Source organism: Chloroflexota bacterium (assembly GCA_034717495.1).
GTDB lineage: Bacteria > Chloroflexota > Anaerolineae > JAAEKA01 > JAAEKA01 > JAYELL01.
Genome location: JAYELL010000034.1, coordinates 25,460 through 44,990, shown reverse-complemented (window position 1 = coordinate 44,990; position 19,531 = coordinate 25,460). Strand labels below are relative to the sequence as shown.

14 protein-coding genes are annotated in these 19,531 nt (G+C 57.6%); 9 read left to right on the top strand and 5 right to left on the bottom strand.

Annotation, left to right across the window (positions count from 1 at the left end; translation table 11 throughout):
• Positions 1 to 194, top strand: a 194-nt coding sequence (locus tag U9R25_06785) for a hypothetical protein (GenBank protein ID MEA3335600.1), incomplete at its 5' end; no start/stop codon positions are given.
• A gap of 669 nt (positions 195 to 863) precedes the next feature.
• Positions 864 to 2,099, top strand: a complete 1,236-nt coding sequence (tyrS, locus tag U9R25_06780; protein MEA3335599.1) for a tyrosine--tRNA ligase — start codon at positions 864 to 866, stop codon at positions 2,097 to 2,099.
• A gap of 122 nt (positions 2,100 to 2,221) precedes the next feature.
• Here the strand turns inward: tyrS and U9R25_06775 are convergent, their stop codons facing one another.
• Positions 2,222 to 2,977, bottom strand: a complete 756-nt coding sequence (locus U9R25_06775) for a DUF166 family protein (protein ID MEA3335598.1) — start codon at positions 2,975 to 2,977, stop codon at positions 2,222 to 2,224.
• A 21-nt stretch (positions 2,978 to 2,998) separates the two neighbouring features.
• The gene (locus U9R25_06770; GenBank protein ID MEA3335597.1) at positions 2,999 to 3,331 is read right to left on the bottom strand and encodes a cupin domain-containing protein; all 333 of its coding nucleotides are present in this window, start codon (positions 3,329 to 3,331) and stop codon (positions 2,999 to 3,001) included.
• A 467-nt stretch (positions 3,332 to 3,798) separates the two neighbouring features.
• Here U9R25_06770 and U9R25_06765 point away from each other — a divergent pair, with 467 nt between their 5' ends.
• The 7 genes from U9R25_06765 (at position 3,799) to mutS (ending at position 15,711) form a co-directional block, all read left to right on the top strand.
• Entirely contained in the window at positions 3,799 to 5,661 is a 1,863-nt protein-coding gene (locus U9R25_06765) for an ABC transporter ATP-binding protein (protein ID MEA3335596.1), read from the top strand.
• Between the two features lie 48 nt (positions 5,662 to 5,709).
• On the top strand, positions 5,710 to 7,548 hold the full coding sequence (locus U9R25_06760; GenBank protein MEA3335595.1) for an ABC transporter ATP-binding protein: 1,839 nt from the start codon (positions 5,710 to 5,712) through the stop codon (positions 7,546 to 7,548).
• Between the two features lie 40 nt (positions 7,549 to 7,588).
• Positions 7,589 to 9,061 carry a sulfatase-like hydrolase/transferase gene (locus U9R25_06755; protein ID MEA3335594.1) on the top strand — a complete coding sequence of 491 codons (1,473 nt, stop codon included), beginning with the start codon at positions 7,589 to 7,591 and terminating at the stop codon, positions 9,059 to 9,061.
• 92 nt (positions 9,062 to 9,153) lie between these two features.
• A complete protein-coding gene (locus tag U9R25_06750; protein ID MEA3335593.1) occupies positions 9,154 to 10,158 on the top strand; it encodes a glycine cleavage T C-terminal barrel domain-containing protein in 1,005 nt (334 codons plus the stop codon).
• A 44-nt stretch (positions 10,159 to 10,202) separates the two neighbouring features.
• Complete coding sequence (locus U9R25_06745; protein MEA3335592.1) at positions 10,203 to 11,630, top strand: aminotransferase class V-fold PLP-dependent enzyme; 1,428 nt, start codon at positions 10,203 to 10,205, stop codon at positions 11,628 to 11,630.
• 38 nt (positions 11,631 to 11,668) lie between these two features.
• Positions 11,669 to 13,069, top strand: a complete 1,401-nt coding sequence (locus tag U9R25_06740) for a clostripain-related cysteine peptidase (protein MEA3335591.1) — start codon at positions 11,669 to 11,671, stop codon at positions 13,067 to 13,069.
• An 8-nt stretch (positions 13,070 to 13,077) separates the two neighbouring features.
• Positions 13,078 to 15,711, top strand: a complete 2,634-nt coding sequence (gene mutS, locus U9R25_06735) for a DNA mismatch repair protein MutS (protein ID MEA3335590.1) — start codon at positions 13,078 to 13,080, stop codon at positions 15,709 to 15,711.
• Here the strand turns inward: mutS and U9R25_06730 are convergent.
• From U9R25_06730 to U9R25_06720, 3 genes are all read right to left on the bottom strand, one after another.
• Entirely contained in the window at positions 15,676 to 16,011 is a 336-nt protein-coding gene (locus U9R25_06730) for a hypothetical protein (protein ID MEA3335589.1), read from the bottom strand. The two genes, mutS and U9R25_06730, sit on opposite strands and share 36 nt — an antisense overlap.
• A gap of 62 nt (positions 16,012 to 16,073) precedes the next feature.
• Entirely contained in the window at positions 16,074 to 16,904 is an 831-nt protein-coding gene (locus tag U9R25_06725) for a biotin/lipoate A/B protein ligase family protein (GenBank protein MEA3335588.1), read from the bottom strand.
• A gap of 187 nt (positions 16,905 to 17,091) precedes the next feature.
• Entirely contained in the window at positions 17,092 to 19,530 is a 2,439-nt protein-coding gene (locus U9R25_06720) for a DUF6519 domain-containing protein (GenBank protein ID MEA3335587.1), read from the bottom strand.
• Position 19,531: the final 1 nt, after the last annotated feature.

The following is a 19,531-nucleotide window of genomic DNA, read 5'->3' as shown; positions in this document are numbered from 1 at the left end:
AAATCACGGCGGTGAAGGAGTCGGAAGACTACGTATATGGCAACCCACGCAGCATGGAGTTGCACACGATTCACTGCCCCTACTGGCCTCGCATCAGCCAGAAAAACAAGATCCCGTTCGCCAGAGTCCAGGACGGACTGGCTCGTGGTTACGATGGCTGCGCTTTCTGCCTGCCAGCATACAACACCGGTTGATTCCGGTTGGAAAACAGGATGAACAGACCGACCGCAAGCTGCTGATCCAACCCGATGACCCGCGCCAGCACCTAAGCCAGTAGCGGGGCCAGGAAAAAGTTAGCCGCCAGGGCTTTGAGCATGAGAATCGTCACTCGTCCATTTCAGATTGACTGCGGCTGCGGTCAGCGCTTCGATAGCGCCTAACCCGAAAAATAGGCGCTTACGGCATCAAGATCGACAACCTTTGTCGATAAGTCTGATTAAACGGCGATACCGAGGAGATGAAACAAGGTTTGCATCTCAGTGTGCAAGGTTCGATATTGGACATCCAGTGGCGTATCCCGCTTAGGTTTCGGGCCACGTTTGGGCTTGCCGGCGCCGGCCAGGACGGGCACAATGACCTTTTCTCGCAGGACAAGCAAAGCGGTAGACTTCGTACAGCCTCGCCTCCTCTGCGTAATGAGAATTGCTGGTCAACACAAATTCCACTTGACACGCCGCCACCGGCGTGTTATGATGTCTTCACCATGAAAGAATACCACACTCTCCGCCGCAGTTACTCGTATTCGGGGGGCGACTACGCCCCGATGCCGGTCGAGTGAACGCGTCCGACGTGTGACATCCACCCTTTCAAATTCGAGCGTGGCGCGTTGCGCCACGCTCTTTTCTTTTCCGGAGGAAGCCAGCATGTCAAAAACAAAAAGCATTGATGAACAGGTCGCCCTCTTAACGCAGGGAACCACCTACGGCGATGAGGAAACCAAACGCAAAATGACGGCCGAACTGAGGCAGCGGCTGATCGATGCTGAGGAGCAAGGTCGACCCCTCAGAGTCTACTGTGGCTACGACCCAACCCGCCCCGATCTACACCTGGGCCACACGATCACTATGCGCAAGTTGCGCCAGTTCCAGGACTTGGGCCACGAGGTCACCTTCCTGATCGGATCCTACACCAGCCTGGTTGGCGATCCCAGCGACAAGAACAAGATGCGCCCATTGATGACCCAGGAGGAGGTAGCTGCCAACGCAAAAACCTACACCGATCAGGCCTTTCGAATCCTGGATCCGGAAAAAACCATCGTGCGCCACAATGGCACCTGGCTGGCAGACTTGACGCTGCTCGACTTGATGCAGATCGGTCAGAATTTCACCGTGCAACAGTTTCTGGCCAGGGAGAATTTCGCACTGCGCTTCGAAAAAGGCGATCCCATTTTCCTTCAGGAAACCTTCTATGCCATGATGCAGGCATACGACGCAGTTGCCATGGAAACCGATGTACAGGTGGGCGGCACCGATCAGCTGTTCAATATTCTGGTTGCCGGCCGCAAGCTCCAGCAAGCCATGGGCCAAAATCCGCAGGTAGCGATCCTGATGGATATCCTGCCCGGTACCGATGGTCAGGTCCGCATGAGTAAAAGCATGGGCAATGCCATCGAGATCACGGCCGAACCGAACGACATGTACGGCAAAGTGATGTCCTTGCCCGACCATGCCATGCCGATCTACTTCGAATTGGCGACCCGCTACCTGCCAGAACAGGTTGCTGCCGTCAAAGAAACGCTGGCCAACGGTTCGCGACACCCACGCGATATCAAGATGGAGCTTGCCCGGGAAATCGTCAGTATTTTCCATGGAGATGCGGCAGCCGATGCGGCCGAGGAACACTTTCGGACTGTCTTCCAAAGGGGAGAGCTGCCGGACGATATGCCAGAGTACCGTCTGACGGAGCCGGCAGGACTCCTGACGGTCATGAAAGAAACTAGCATGGCAAGCAGCATTAGCGAGGCCCGGCGCCTGGTTCAGCAGGGTGGGGTAAAACTCGACGGAGAAGTCATCCAGGATTTCCGCGCCGAACTGGTTCCGGCAGAGCAGGAGCAGGTGTTACAGGTGGGTAAACGCAAATTCCTCAAGATAACAGCATAAAAACCGACATCCCCGTAGGTCACGCTACCAGCGTGACACCCGCCTCGAACCACCCCGGCCCGCACACCGGCAACGTCCGGCTGGTAGCCGGACCTACGGCACCGGAAATCGCGCCGTCGGCATCATTGCCCGGCCGGGCGAATGTAAAGGGTATCCTTGAAGGGTTTCACCTGCTCCCCGATATTGTCGCGCAGGACATTGCCCGACACGTGCATCAAGGTATCGCCAAAGTCATCGTCGATTCCCATGCTGGCCATGCACGGAAAGTGATGGTGCAACATGCCACCCTTCTGCTCCGCTTCGTCCGCCGAAATGCCGAGCAAACCTTCCCCCGTAAAACGGGCACATCCACAGACCGCATCCCGCTTCACCTCGACACCGATGATGGTCCTGGTTTCCGGATCCACCTCTATTCTGAGATTGGGCTGGCCAAAATGGTGCGCGAATTCGGCAATGAGCGGATTGTCGTAGCGTTCGCGCTGGCGCCTTGTCACACCGTAATCGGCCTCGGTCAGCGAGCAGAGGGGCTTGGGCGTGACGCAAGCCACACCCATATCCGCCAGCCAACCTCGCAGCTGCCGGGCCAGGCCGCGCGGCAGCCAGGTTTCATTGTCAACCGCGGCGATCACGGCGGACGCACCTGTCAATTCGGCGATATCAGGTAACAACTCGGCAACGCCGCGGTGCTCGGCAAAGGAAAGTATCAGGTCCGATGCCGGAAGGGCAGGTGGCAGAAAATCATCCGGATCATCGATGACCGGCGGCAAAAAGGCCGGCGCCCGCCAGGTCTCGATATGCCAGCCCGCAGGGCCGGTTGCCTTCACATTATCCGTGTGACGCTGTCCATACTCGCCGGAGATGATCGCCAGAATTCGCATTGTCTGTTTCTCCTACTGCATTCAGGAGCCGCTGCCCTTGATCAACGTCAAAAGCATGACTACTTCGGTCTTTGATTTCACGCTGTGAGGCAGATTTGGCGCCATGCGAACCCAAGCCCCAGGCGCAACTTCCAGGGAATCCGCTCCCAGGGTCAGGGTAGCTTCCCCCTGAACGATCTGCAGAATTGCTGCCATTGCCGACGTGTGCTCTGTCAACTCCTGGCCGGGCGCAAAGCCAAAGACGACTACACGAATGTGATCATCGTCGTAGATCATCCGGCTGATCGTCGTGTCCGTTGGGATCTCCGGCAATTCTGCTGCCAGATCCTGGTAGAAACTGTAGTTCTTTGCCATTTGGTTTTTCCTAACCTGGACAAGCCAGAGGAACGCTGATTCCGCAGACCTTCGGCGCAGATTCACGCTGATTCTTTTTTGATCTTGTTTGGATCGATCAGCGGTTATCAGCGGTTCATTTCCGCTGTTTACGCAGACCGTCGGCACCCTTTTCCGTTCAGCATACTATCAGGTTTCCGGGATTTTCGCCAATTCCGCTTCGCCAATGATTACAATACGATGCCGGTCGAATTCAATGATCGTTCAACTGCCAGATTCTGCAACATCCGACCAAGCACTTCCCGCGCTGCAACCCAGCCGCGCTGTCATATCTGCTAATGGATACAACTTTCCTGACTAACCCTCCGGCCAGTGGTATGATTAGCCACCTGGCTAATGTGCCGAGGCTCTTTTCGTGCTATTCTGTACAGTGGTGGTAGAATGGTCGCGCCGCCTTTCCCCGTGCACTTTCCGGAGGTAACCGCGTTTTGTCCGTTTCCATTCCACGTCCCGATTACGATCTAGAAAACACGGTCGCTGACAACCGGCTGGTTGGTCTCTGGCGGATGATGACCGGATTCCACCGGACCTATCTGGCAGCAGCCCTCAGCCTTGGCTTGGCCGCGGTAATCAAGACCGTCTCCTATCTGTTGATACGCTATTATGTCGATGACATATTGGGCGTAACTTCCATGGCTCAGTGGTTACCAGTAGTAGCCTTCGCCTTCGTGGGGCTGGCACTGTTGGAGGGCACGTTTACCTTTCTCAGTGGACGTTGGGCTGCCCGTACTGCGGAAGGAATCGTCTATCGGCTGCGAAACTATCTCTTTGATCGCCTCCAGAGATTGCCGTTCAGTTATCACGACAAGACCTCCACAGGGGAACTCATCCAGCGTTCCACCTCCGATGTGGACGCACTACGCCGTTTCTTCCAGGATCAGGCTGTGAACGCCGGCCGTATCACGCTGCTGTTCCTGGTCAACTTCACTGCGATCATGTTGATCGACTGGAGACTCGCCCTCTTCTCTGTGATGGTAGTCCCAATTATCCTGGCAATGTCAGTCTTCTTCTTCAAACGTATCTTCGACGCCTACGAAAGTTACCAGGAGCAGGAAGCGGTTCTCTCGACCACCTTACAGGAAAACCTCAGCGGCGTGCGTGTGGTCAAGGCGTTTGCCCGCCAGGAGTACGAACGGGGCAAGTTCGAGAAGGACAACTGGGAGAAGTTTCGGCGGGGTAAGCGCCTGCTGATGATCCACTCAGCCTATTGGCCCATTACCGATATCCTGTGTGGCCTGCAAATGGTGGCCGGATTCACCTTGGCAGCTCTAATGACCATGAACGGCACCATTACTGTGGGCACCTACCTGGCCTACCACGGGCTCGTGATCTGGATCATCTGGCCCATACGAAACCTGGGCAGGCTCATCGTACAGATGTCTATGGGGATGGTTTCCTTCGAGCGCGTGGAAAAGATTATCGCCGAACCCACCGAGCCATTGACAACCGGGGATGTCCAGCCCGCCGGCCCGCCCGAGGGCGAGATCATCTTCCGCGACGTGGCATTTGAGTACGAGGAAGGCACACCGGTGTTGCGGGACATAAGCTTTCCCTGCCTGCCGGGCCAGGTCGTTGCCCTGCTCGGCTCGACCGGTTCAGGCAAAACGAGTCTGGTCAACCTGCTTCCCCGCTTTTATGAGGCCGGCTCTGGCACCATCGATCTGGATGGCAAGCCCTTGAGCGATTATACGCGGGAATACCTGCGACGTCACATCGGCATCGTGGAACAAGACCCCTTTCTCTTCTCCCGAACCATTCGCGACAATATCACCTACGGCGTCGATCGGGATGTAACCGACGAGGAGGTATACCAGGCAGCTCAGGCTGCAGCAGTTCACGACGTCATTTTGAGCTTTCCCGAAGGCTACAATACGCTGGTTGGTGAGCGAGGCGTTACACTTTCCGGCGGACAGAAACAACGGGTCGCCATTGCCCGCACACTGATGCGCAATCCAAAGATCCTGATTCTTGACGATGCCACGTCTTCGGTGGACACCGAAACAGAGGCATCGATCCGCCACGCGCTTGAACATCTGATGGAGGGTCGAACGACCTTTGTCATCGCACACCGGATCCAAAGCGTCATGGATGCCGACCTGATTCTGGTCATGCAAAATGGACAGATCATGGAACGGGGCACCCATCAGGCATTGCTGGCTGAGGATGGCATCTATCGCCGCATTTTCGAGCTTCAGGCCAGTATTGAGGATGAACTACAACAGGAATTGTCCGTTTCGGAAGACGGCTCCGGCAATGGTCGTGGCGACGGGACCGATCCCAACACTGCCTGACCCAACCGTCCACCCATTGGCCCATTCGCTGATTTCCAACTACCTAGCATGGCACCATACGAATTCGAAGAAGAAGATTTTTCCGCACAAATCAATATCGGCACGGTAGGCCGCATCCTGGCTCAAGCGAAACCGCACTGGCCCTGGTTCGTTGGCTTTCTGGTCTTTATCAGCCTGGTAGCTGGCCTGGATTCCCTTTTCACTTATCTCAGCATGCTGCTGATTGACGAAGCCATCATACCCGGTGACACCGAGCGCCTGAAAGAAATCGTCAGTGTTTACGCTGTCTTGATCTTTGTTCAGGCCGCGGGCGTCTTTGGATTCATCTATTTGGCCGGCATCCTTGCTGAACGGATCCAGTACGATCTGCGAAAACAGATGTTTGATCATCTGCAGAACCTCTCCTTTTCCTACTTCGATCGCACTCCCATTGGCTGGATCATATCGCGCGTGACCTCGGACTCAGAGCGGGTGGCTCAGCTGATATCCTGGGGACTCCTGGACACCACGTGGGCCATTTTCAATATCGTCACAGCATTGATCTTCATGGTCTTCATCAACTGGCAGCTGACGCTGATCGTTCTGGCTGTCCTGCCCGTGTTGATAGGAGTGGCCATTCAGTTTCAAAAACGAATTCTTGTGCAGTATCGTCAGGTTCGCAAGGTGAACTCAAAAATCACTGGCGCCTACAACGAGAACATCACCGGGGTGCGAGTGGTCAAGGCCCTCGGTCGTGAGGAAGAGAACCTGGAAGAATTCGATGCATTGTCCAGCGACATGTATCGAGCCGGGTACCGGGCGGCCCTTTTGTCCGCGCTATTCCTTCCGATGGTGCAGTTCATCTCAGCCGTTGCGATCGGAGGTATCCTCTGGTTCGGTGGCTATCAGGCATTGCTGGGCGAAGGCGCCGCGGTCGGGATCACCATCGGTGGAATCCAGGCATTCATTTCATACGTTACCTTCATGATGTGGCCCGTACAGGAAATGGCGCGCGTCTTCGCCGAAATGCAACGGGCGATCGCTTCAGGAGAGCGCATCTTCTCATTACTCGATACAGAACCTGATATCCAGGACCAGCCGGGCTCTGTTGATCCTGGAAGCATCCGTGGCTCGATCGAATTTGACCACGTGTATTTCCAGTATGAAACTGGCAAGCCGGTGCTGGAAGACTTCACTTTCAGCATTAACCAGGGCGAAACGATCGCACTGGTTGGTGAAACCGGTGGCGGCAAGTCCACAATCGTCAACCTGATTTGCCGTTTCTACGAGCCTACCGGCGGCACCGTCCGTATCGGCGGCCAGGACTACAGGAAGTTGACCCAGCATGCGCTCCAGTCGCGCATCGGAATCGTACTCCAGACGCCCCACCTTTTCGCAGGAACGATACGCGAGAACATCCGCTATGGCCGCCTCGATGCCAGCGACAGTGAGATAGAGCAAGCCGCCAGGATCGCGGGTGCCCACGAATTCATTCTGGCCCTGCCCAAGGGTTACGACGAAGATTCAGGCGAGGGCGGAGGCCTGCTGTCCATGGGCCAGAGACAGCTGATCAGCCTGGCCCGGGCGGTACTGGCTGACCCGGAGGTCTTCATCATGGACGAGGCTACCAGTTCGGTCGATACGCTGACCGAGGCACTGATACAGCAGGGCATGGAAAGCTTGATGGCCGATAGAACCAGCGTGGTCATCGCCCATCGCCTCTCCACGATCAAGCGGGCTGATCGCATCCTGGTGATCGAAAATGGCAAGATCATTGAGTCGGGGACTCACGACGAACTCCTGCGAGCCCGCGGCCATTACTACGATCTCTACACCCAGCAATTCCGCCGGGAGACAACGTGGGAAAACACCATGGCCAGCGCCGAGTTTGCCTTGGCGGGCGCATAGGAGTACCAGTTCTGGCTTGTCCAGAGTAGGAGTCAATACAATGAAAGCTATCATCGTTATGTTCGATACCCTCAACCGCCACATGCTGCCACCCTATGGCTGCGACTGGGTCCGCGCTGCAAACTTCCAGCGATTGAGTGAAAAGAGTGTCACTTTTGACACATGTTACATCACCAGCGCGCCCTGCATGCCAGCCCGTCGGGATCTGCATACGGGACGTCCCAACTTCCTGCACCGAAGTTGGGGGCCGCTGGAGCCCTTCGACGACTCCATGCCGGAGATGTTGGGCCAACAGGGCGTTTACACTCACCTCGTCAGCGACCACTACCACTATTGGGAGACAGGCGGTGCAACCTACCACACGAAATACACGACCTGGGAGATGGTCCGAGGTCAGGAGGGTGATCCCTGGATCGGGCAAGTGAAAGACCCTGAGATCCCCGATGTCGTGGTTGATCGCTCGGAACCCATGTGGCGCCAGGACTGGGTGAACCGCCAGGTCATTCAGGAAGAGTCGCAGTTTCCCCAGACCCAGGTTTTTGATCGGGGTCTGGCGTTTATCCAGGCCAACCATCAGGAAGACAATTGGTTCCTGCAGATCGAGACCTTTGATCCCCACGAGCCATTCTACGCGCCCCAGGAATACCGCGATCTGTACCCTGAAGAATACGAGGGTGCCCACTTCGACTGGCCGCCCTATCGCCCTGTTCAGGAAACGCCGGATGAAATCGATCATGTTCGCCGTGAATACGCAGCGTTGCTGAGCCTGTGTGACAACTCCCTGGGGCGGGTTCTCGATACGATGGATGAATTGGACCTATGGAACGACACCATGCTAATCGTATGCACAGATCATGGTTTCCTGCTTGGTGAGCACGATTGGTGGGCCAAGGTGGTCCCTCCCTTCTTCGAAGAGGTTGCCCACACGCCCCTGTTCATCTGGGATCCAAGAACGAAGGATGCGGGAACACGGCGACAGAGCCTGGTGCAGACGATCGACGTGGCGCCAACCGTTCTGGGTTTCTTTGGGATCGCACCATCGGCAGACATGACCGGAAAAGACCTGCAGCAGACGATCGCCCAGGATGTGCCGGTCAGGGAAGCTGGCCTGTTTGGTATTTTTGGCAGCCACGTCACCGTAACCGACGGGCGTTACGTGTACATGCGGGCCCCATCCTCACCCGACGGACAACCCCTCAACAACTACACGTTGATGCCGACCCATATGCGCTATCCGTTTAGCGTCGAGGAACTGCGCGATGCCACGCTGGCGCCACCCTTCCCATTCACCAAGGGCTGCCCCCTTTTGAAAATCCCGGCCCGGGGCGAGTCCAACTCCTACGAGACCGGTACCCGCCTCTATGATCTTCGTAACGACCCGCGCCAGGAAAACAGGTTACAAGATTCGGCCGTCGAAAAGCGGATGACTCAGCAACTGATTCGTCTGCTGCGAGAGAATCACGCGCCTGCCGAGCAATTCGAACGTTTGGGGTTGGTGGCTCAGCAGGATTAAGCGGTGATTCCAGGTTCACGGCTCCATGTGGTATACTTGCCGCACGAAAAGGGGCGGGTGCAAACCCAACCTTCGGGCTGCGACAGGAAACCATGATAGACTCCAATAACATCCTCGGCCAGAACGATTTGGCAGGTTACCACGCCGGCCGGAATGGGGCTGCGCTACGCGATGAGAGTCACCACGGAAGACTCTGGTTGAGCGGTTCCGACCGCATCGATTTCCTCCAGCGTCTGACCAGCAACGAGGTGCGTCTCGGCACGGGCCAGGGCACGGTGACCGTATTGACCTCAGCGTCAGCTCGAATCAACGTTGTCTTCACCCTGCAGATCCACGAAGAGGGCGTGCTTTTGATCGCCGGTCCCGGCGAGGGACCGCGGGCATACAGCCATCTCAGTTCGCAGATCTTTTTCAACGACCAGGTCAATATCGAAGGGCGCGGCTCGGTCATGGCCCAGTTCGGCCTTTATGGCCCAAGGGCGACGCAGGTATTGGCCGAGGCAGGCGTTGCTCAAGCAGCCGATCTGGCGCCGTTTGCATGGCAGCCGGCGACGGTTGCCGGCGCCTTGATCATTGTTCAGCGAAACGAAGGGCTGGGCAGCGATGGTTACATACTGCTTGCGCCGGCAGAAACGGCCGAGACTATCCGTGACCTTCTGATCAGCGTTGGGGCAACTGATCTTCCCGAAGAAGCCTACGATATCCTTCGGGTGGAGTCAGGTGTTCCGGCGGCGGGATCGGAGTTAACTGACAGGGTGAGTCCCCTGGAAGCGGGCTTGCGCCGTTTCTGCGACGACCACAAGGGGTGCTATACCGGTCAGGAAATTATCGCCCGTCAGATTACCTACGACAAAGTAACGACCCACCTGATGGGCCTGTATCCGCAAAAACCTGTAACGATCCAATCCCCGATCCTGGCCAACGGCCGAAAAATCGGTTGGGTCAGCAGCAGTGTTCACAGCCTGGGCCTCGACCGGCCAATCGCCCTGGGTTTCCTGCGACGTCCTTTTGATGAGGAAAACACCCAGGTCATCGTCGATCAAACTTCCGGGCCAGTAGAGGCTGTGGTTACTACACTGCCCTTTTTGGACGCCTGACAGGTCGCAGCTTTTCAACCCAAAGACACCCGGAGCCAGCATACATGACACCGACCACCTCACCCACCACCGCTGACCTGCGACACCGTATTGTCGGTGTGGATCAACAGGTGCCGTTGCTTGACGGCACCCAGGCAGACTATGTGTTCCTGGACAACGCGGCCAGCACCCCGGCATTGCTCGACGTAATGGACGCACTCGAGCGCTTCATTCCCTACTATTCCAGCGTCCATCGCGGCACCGGATTCAAGTCTCGTCTCAGCACGGTTGCCTACGAACAAGCCCACGGAATCATCGCCGAATTTGTAGGGGCGAACCCGGTGAGCAATACGGTGATCTTCGGCAAGAACACCACCGAGGCTATCAACAAACTCTCCTTCCGCTATCCTATGAAGTCGGATGCCGTTGTCCTCACCACACAGATGGAACATCACTCCAACGACCTGCCCTGGCGCGCCCGGGCCAACGTCGTGCACGTGGGGCTGACGCCCGAGGGGCGCCTGGATGAAGAGGATTTCGATGCCAAACTTGCCCGGTACGAAGATCGTATTGCCCTGGTTGCCGTAGCAGGAGCCTCCAACGTCAGCGGATTCATCCAGCCTGTACACCGCCTGGCAAGAAAAGCTCACCAGGTGGGCGCAAGAATCCTGGTAGACGCGGCTCAGTGGGCGCCCCATCGCCAGGTGGACATGAAGCCCGACGACGATCCGGAACACCTGGACTTTGTTACCATCTCAGCCCACAAGATGTATGCGCCCTTCGGCACCGGCGCCCTGATTGGACCCAAAGAGATTTTCCTTCAGGGTAGCCCCGAATATCCCGGTGGCGGCACTGTCGACATCGTAACTCTGGAGGAGGTCCGCTGGGCCGGCATGCCGGATCGGGATGAGGCAGGCAGTCCCAACGTGGTGGGAGCGGTTGCCATGGCTGCTGCCGCTCAGGTCTTGATGCGAACCGGTATGGATGCCATCGCTGCCCACGAACAGGAACTGCTGACCTACGCCACCCAACGCATGCTCGAGATACCCGGCCTGAAGATCTACGGCGAGACCGACCCGGACCGCTTGCACGAGAAAGTCGGGGTGATCCCCTTCAACCTGGAGGAAAAATCCCACTTTCTGGTCGCGTCGATTCTCGGCTACGAGGGTGGAATCGGCGTACGCAGCGGCTGTTTCTGCGCCCATCCCTACGTGGTCCATCTCCTTCAGCTCGACATGGAAACCGCTGGCACCTGGCGCGATCAACTGTTGGGGGGCGACAAGTCGAATATGCCTGGCATGATACGCGCCAGCTTCGGCTGCTACAACAATACGGACGATGTCGATCGCCTGGTGAAAGCCCTTCAGTGCATCGCGCGGGATGATTATCAAGGGGTTTACCAAATGAACCGCGCCAGTGGTGAGTACTATCCCGCCGGCTTCACAGAACCTTTCGAAGATTATTTCATTCTGAAGCCAACCGGACACTCCTGACCTTCTTTGTGCCCAAACAGCGAAAGGAGAGCGCTCCTGTGACCAGCAAAAGAGATTGGACGATCCTGCTCTACATGGGCGGGGATAATGGCAAGATATTTGAAACAGATCTCGGTGCCTATGCCCTGATGGCGGAGATGACCACCGCCGGCCATCGGGATATCGCCGAGATACAGGAGGTTGGGTCGACAGATCGCGTGGCGGTTTTGGCCCAGTTCGACACCCTGGGCGAAGACCCGGACATCCAACAGGGCTCCTACCGCCTTGAAATCCGACAAGGCAACAATACCTGGGATGACGTCGTTGAAGTCATCCCGGAGATCAATACCGGTGATCCCTGCGAACTTGCCAGGTTCGTGATCTGGGGCATGGCGCGCTGCCCGGCCCGCCATACACTCTTGATCCTTTGGAATCACGGCATCGGCTGGAAGGACAACGATGTCTATCAAACGGTCCGTTCTGGCTCCCATGCCGCGGCTCTCAATCTCAAACCGCGAAGCAAAAACGTGGCCTTTTTTTCGGCAACAGCGGACTGGGCCCGGAAATTGGGGCAGGATATCGACGATGACCTCCTGCGGGGAATCCTCTATGACGATACCTCCCTTGATTTTTTGACCAACGTGGAGTTGAGCCAGGCGCTGCGCGTTGCCGAGATTGCCGAAAGTGAAGATGACGCAGCGGCGATTTTTGCTGATCCGACACGGCTGGAAGCTGTGATGTCCGACCATGAGCAGGAACCACAGCGCCAGCTGAGCGCAATCGGTATGGACGCCTGTCTGATGGCTATGATTGAAGTCTTCCACCAGGTGCGGGATTTTGCAGCTGTTGCGATCGCTTCCCAGGAGTTGGAACCCCTCAATGGCTGGCCCTACACCGGGATACTTGAGAAACTGAATGGCGACCCGGAGATCTCACCCCGGCAACTGGGGATACTGATTGTAGAGGAATATGGCAAGGCCTACCAGAGCCGGCCGATTACGCAGTCCGCGGTGGATCTGACGACCATGAAGACAACAGCTCACCGGGTCGGAAATCTGGCGCGGGCCATCACAGAAATCTATCCGGACGAGAGTGCTTTTCGGCGGGCATACCAGTCGGCAGCCGACACAGCCCGGGGTATTTTCGAGGATCCAGACTACGTGGATTTGCATCATTTCGTGACCCTGCTACGACGTCACTATCTCGAAAACGGTGGCATGGACCTGAGATTGCTCGCAACCAGCACGGTCCTGCGCGATTGGATTGCCTCCAGCCGGGGCCCGGTAGTCAGCAATGTCGCGACCGGCAAGTACGCTGCGCCCAGGGCGACCGGGCTTTCCATCTATCTTCCGGCCAGTCACGCGCCCTACAACGTGCAACCCTCTCCAGCCTACAAAGAGCTGGATTTCGCCGATACTGGCTGGCTGGAAATGCTTGAGACCATCTATCAAACGGCTTGACACCCGCCATGCCAACACCCATGCGTCGCCAGTATCTGGCGATCAAACAACAGTATCCCGATACCATTCTCTTCTTTCGGCTCGGCGATTTCTACGAGACCTTTGACCACGACGCGGAGATTGTCGCCCAAGTCTGTGATGTTGTTCTGACCTCGCGCCCGATAGGGAAAAACCAGCGGGTACCGCTGGCAGGAGTGCCCTTTCATAGCGTAGAACCTCACATCGCCAGATTGATTGGGGCTGGCTACAAGGTCGCCATCGCCGAACAGATAGGCAACAAACCCCCTCCGGGCCAAAAGCTGGTCGACCGGCGGGTCCGACGCGTCATTACCGCGGGCACTATTGTTGAGCCCCACATGCTCGACGAGGATAAGAACAACTACCTGGGCGCCCTGACTGTGGATCCTTCAGCGGGCACCGCGGGATTCGCCTACACCGATATCACGACAGGTGAATTCGCAACCACACAGCTCGAAGGAAGCGAACTGGGCCATTTGGTGGGCGAGGAATTGGCCCGATTGAAGCCGGCCGAGCTTCTGATCCCGGATAGCCTGAAGGACTCCCTGTTGTCACCAAGCGGAGGGTTGTTCGGCCAACAAATCAACGGCGAGGAACCGGGGTTCATTTTGACACCGTTGCCGGACTGGCAATTCGAGCAGGAGAGCGCCCGCCAGACGCTTTTTGATCTGTTTGAGGTGGAATCTCTCTCAGCTTTTGGCTGCCAGTCGCTGCCGGCGGCCACGATCGCAGCCGGCGCCCTGGTTCAGTATCTGCGACAGACCCAGCGAGATTCCCTGCCCCACCTGAGCCGGCTTCGAACCTACAGCACGGGCGAGTTTATGCTTCTCGACGAAGCTACCCGCCGCAACCTGGAACTGGTCCAGACGATTCGCGGCGCCAGTAAAAAGGGTTCCCTGCTGGGCGTATTGGATGCGACGCGAACGCCCATGGGCAGCCGGCTGTTACGACAATGGCTCAACCAGCCGCTACTGAATCGGGCGGCGCTCGACGCTCGCCTGGACAGTGTGCAGGCCTGGCACGACAACCTGGTTGCGCGCGCTGAACTGCGCGATCTGCTTCGCCAGGTCGGCGATCTGGAGCGGTGGACCGGGCGCGCGGCTCAGAACACGGCTCGCCCCCAGGACCTGGTGGGAATCCGTCAGACCCTGACCTTGCTGCCGGAGATTCTCGAGATCTCCAGAGACAACCAGCAGAACGGCTTATCCCAGCTGCTGTGCTCCGATGTCCTGGACCTGCTTGAAAAGGCAATTGCCGAAGAACCGCCGGCTGCCGTGAGCTCCGGTGGTGTAATTCGCCCCGGCTATTCCGCTGAACTGGATGGCATCACCGTTGCGGCCCGCGACGCGAAGGACTGGGTGGCCAGCCTCGAGCGAAGCGAAAAAGAGCGCACGGGAATCAAGTCGCTCAAAGTCGGTTTCAATAAAGTGTTTGGTTATTACATCGAGGTGACCAGGGCCAACAGCGCCCTGGTGCCCGAGGAATACATCCGCAAACAGACTCTGGTCAACGCCGAGCGGTACATCACGCCGGAACTGAAGGAGTATGAGAATCTCATTCTGAACGCGGAAGAACGCCAGGCAGAGTTGGAGGGAGAACTCTACCGCCAGGTGGTCGCTCAAGTCGCGGCCGCTGCAAGCCGCCTGTTGGAGACCGCTCACAGTCTGGCCGAACTGGACCTGTTCACCAGCCTTGCGGAAGTTGCTGCCAATAACCGTTATGTTCGACCCCAACTTTCCGATGATCACCGGTTGGACATCATTGGGGCAAGGCATCCGGTCGTCGAAATCACCCAACGGGATGAACCCTTCCAACCCAACGACCTGCAACTTTCCGAAGAACAGTGCATCATGATCCTTACCGGGCCCAATATGTCTGGAAAGAGCACCTACCTGCGGCAAGTGGCGCTGATCGCACTCATGGCCCAGATTGGCTCCTTCGTACCGGCCGACAGCGCCCATATTGGCCTGGTAGACAGGATTTTCACCAGGATTGGAGCGCAGGACGAGATTCATGCCGGCCAGAGCACCTTCATGGTCGAGATGGTCGAAGCCGCCAATATCCTCAATCATGCCACAGACCGCAGCCTGATCATCTTCGACGAACTGGGGCGTGGCACCAGCACCTTCGATGGTCTTTCCATCGCCTGGGCAGTGGTCGAATATATTCACAACCACCCGCGGCTGCGAGCCAAGACCCTCTTTGCCACCCACTACCACGAGTTGACTGCCCTGGCTGAGCGGCTGCCTCATGTAGTGAATTACAACGTCGCGGTGGCTGAAGAAGGAGAGGGGGTCATCTTTCTGCATCGGATCGAGCCAGGCGCGACCGATCGTTCCTACGGCATCCATGTTGCCCAATTAGCAGGGATTCCTCGTCCAATCATTCACCGGGCCGAGGAAATCCTCGAAGACCTGGAATCTCAGGGCGCAGCACCCGGCGGTCTCTTCTCCCCGGATGACATTGGACCCTCGATGAATCCCATGCAGCTAACTCTGTTTGGCGGACCGAATCCTGTGGTCGAAGCCTTAAAAAAGTTAGATGTCAATGCCCTTAGCCCCCTGGATGCCCTTAACAGACTATACGAATTACAGCAAATGACCCAAAACAAGGAAAGCGAGTAGAAGTCTGAAGCTGGATACCCCTTGCCCTTGCATGTCCACACTGGCCAGCCAGTTGTCCGCCGTCCAGGTGTAGGTGGCAATCGCGCTGCCACCCCCGCTCAGCCGCTGTGCCACCATGTTGCCGTTCTGGTCATACTCATACACATGGGTGCCGTCCGACTGCACGGCATGGGGCTGTGCTGTCCCATGGGGGAAGTAGTCCAGCGTAGTGCCAGCCTTGTTTACCAGGTTGCCAGTGCCGTCGTAGCCGTAGACCATGTCATAGAATGCATCGCCAGCCGTGACCATGATCTGGATCATATGGGTGATCTCTGGCGTTGTTGGGGGGTCAACCCTTCGATTTTGAAAGATGATGACATCCTTCAGAATCGCCCTGTCCAATCATCGCTGGCGTACTTCTCCTGCCAGATTCGTTCCGCAGTGCCCCACTCCTCATCGCTTAACAGCCCCGGCGTCAGCTCAATGGCCACCCCACTCTCGAATCCCCTGCTCATGGCCTCGGCTGCCCGCTGGAACCCGACCCCTCCTTCCAGCACCGCGCCAACGGTAGTGGCCCTATCCGCCAGGATACGCTTCAAAGCCAACCGTTCACTACTGTATTTTATGTCAAGAACATCCACCAGACGCGTGATATCACCGCCGAGGGGCAGCGTACCGTGCTGGAGCACCCACCCCTGGCGACGGCTCTGGGCACTGCCCACTAACTTTTTCCCGCCAACCACGATCTCGTAGGCGCTGGGCACCTCGAAACAGACCGGGCCAGCGTCGGCGTTGGCCCGATTGGAGACGGGCGCCTTGCCCGCCTGGAGTCCCAATTCCTCCAATCCCGCCAGCAAACCCTGACTCAGGCGCAGGTAGCTGTCCAGCACCCCGCCCGCCAGGATGGGATCGGACTGGGGGCCCGCCACCGAATAGGTCAACTCATCGGTGTGCAGGATAGCCCTACCGCCCGTAGGTCGCCGAACAACATCGTACCCCAGCTCGCTACATTTTTCTACGTCGACGTCGGCCAGCGGTTGGTGCCGGCCCAGGGAAACACAGGGGGGAGCCCACGCGTAAAAACGCAGCGTCATCGGCACATCGCCCTTGCCAGCATGCTCAGCAATCGCCTCGTCGATGGCCATGTTCCAGGCACCGGACATGGGCTCAGTTACCAGCAATCGCCAGTTCGGTCGTTTCTGTGAGTCGTCCATGGCGGACGATTATACCACACTTCCCTTGACTTCCGGGAAGCACTACAGGAGACCAGCCATAGATGGACTCCCGCCTTCCCTGCGTTCGCGAGGATGACTGCGGGAGTGACGTAGGGAGAAGCAGGCGTGACGGATACGCACATGAAAAAGCGGAAAGCAGATTGCCCAAACTTAGCCCGAGGTTGATTTACACAGCGCGAAATTCGAGGCGGAAATCGGCGCCCGGATCGTCATCGAAGTCCCCATCGAGCAAGGACCCATCATCCTGGGCACGAACGCCGGGATCCACATCGCGATCCTCTCCAAGAATGGTGAGGAGGAAGTTACCCTTTGGAAATCGTGAGGGATCCTGGACCAGGAAGCGCGCCTTGTGTTCGTCCACCAGCTGGATGTCGCCAAAGATCTTGTCCAGGTTGCCCGCCTGGTCGACTCTGTCTACATGGATCGACTGCGGTTCACCGTTGGGTTTCATGCCCTCCGGGCTGACGGCTCTGTTGAACTCAATCTCGACGACGTTGATACGCTCACCAGCCTTGAATACCGGCGGCACGCTGGGCACCGGAGGCACGTTGATATCACCGGCCGAGCTGGGCTGCTCCCCTGTCTCCCTCACAGAAATGAAACGCACCGTCCTAACCTGGAGCGGCTCAGGGGTATCTCCCTCGGTTCCCAGGAAAAACCAGCTCTCGAAATCGCTTGCCCGTTCACCGTTGCCACTGGGTAATTCCAGCGCCGTGCGAACCGAATTGTCGACTCCTCGCAGGTCCGGGCGACCGAAGGCCTGCCCATCCAGGAAGAGGCGGCGCTGGCCAAAATCACCCCAGACCACGTGCCCCTTTAGCACAACTCTAAGCCGGATGATGCGCGGATCCTGGATTGCTGCCAGCGAATTCACAGCCAGAAAACCGGCACCACTGGGACCATCAGGATTTGTGCCCTGATCCCACTGCCAGTGAATAATGTTCCCGTGGACGCTGATACTGCCGTGAAGGATCAGGCTGTGATTCAGCGGCACCTCGCTCTGGGAATCTCCCTCGCGATAGGACACCTCCGCGGTCACGATCATCGTGGAACTGTCAATGGTTCGGGAATCAGGCGTACCGCTGAGAGCCATGCGCAGCCCTTCCTCGGCGAACCTGCTAATGCTCATCAGATCGTCGTTCCGCCAACTGATCCGTTCGACCCGCAGTGCCGGCGAGGCCAGGGGAGGAAAGATGGTACGGCAATCCTGAATCACTCGTAGATCGTTGTCCTTCAGGCGCACAATGCCCAGCCTGCAGTAGTGGTGATGGATTCCCAAGGGAGGGACCGCTTCCGGGCTTGTGTTGGGCACCTCAAAGGGTGGCCATTCGATCTCGCCGGTGGCCGTTCGTGCGGGAATCAACCAATATTGGCCCGTCTTGTAGTGGGCGGCAGAAAACTGAACCTGAATGCCACCCTCCAGGTCGTGGAGCCCGGTCAGAATCCGAACGCCCCCGGCCGTGGCGTCGTCGCCGGTCTGGTCCCAGCGGCGCAATTTGGGATTGTACCTGGAATCTATCGCCGCCGGCGCCACCTTGAGGGTGATGATGCGCGTGCCGGGATCCACGTTGGCGATCTGCACCAGTTGCCCCGGCGCGCCATCCAGCTCTCGTTTATCGTCGATAACCTCGACCCACTGTTCGTTCGAGAAACCCAGCACTGCATCTGGTCCCACACTGGTGACAGTGACCTCTTTGCCATTGAACTTTTCAATCGGTGTTACCACCGATCCATTCTCCCGGGACCACTTAAAGGTTGCCTGTCCCCTGGGTCCGGGTCGATGCACCTCGACCCGATAGAGTTGATTCTCCAATCGCTGATACCCGGCACTGGGCGGCAAAAGGCAGGGATTGTCGTCGTCATCCGCTACCGTGGTTTGGGCCGTTAACTTTCCCTCTGGCGGAGATATCAGGTCGGTCCACTCCGGAAAGGAATCGGCACAACTCTTCCTTCCAAGGCTGGCGATGATGGCCGCCTCGACTTCCTCAATCTTAGCCTTCACCTCGGCGATCTGGTCGGCCCCGGCGCCTGCTTCTTCCAGTTCCATGAGCATCTGCAGCAGCTCTTTGCGCACCTCAATCAACTCCTGCAATTCACTGGAATCGCCGGCTGACTGAACGGGCAGCACCTTGACCTGCCAGACGGTCTGCACCCGGGTGGCGGTGTCGGGGCCGCCCAGGGCTACCTCCCGAATAAGCCGATCGTCCAGGGCCGTGATGTGACGTTTCCATACATCCAGGTAGACGATTCCCAGAGCGGTATCCGCCTCTTTCAGCAATGAGGGAATGTCAGGTGGCTCATGCAGATCAGGCTGATCTTTGTAGGCTGCGTCCTGCTCGTTCTTGCACAGAATGCCGTCCACGTAGTAACGGCCCTTGCCAATCACCAGCGTGCCGTCCGGTTTGGCGACCAGCCCGAAACCAGCCCCGCCGAGCGGCCCACCGCACTTCCCGATCACATCTCGGGCCTCGGTTTCGACACGGCAGGTAACGATCGCCTGCTGCTCATTCCAATCCGCGTCCAGATGCACGCGTCCCTGTTGCATCAGTACGTTGGAATAATGTTTTTTTGGATCAAAGGTGTTTCGACTGAAATCGCCCTTCATA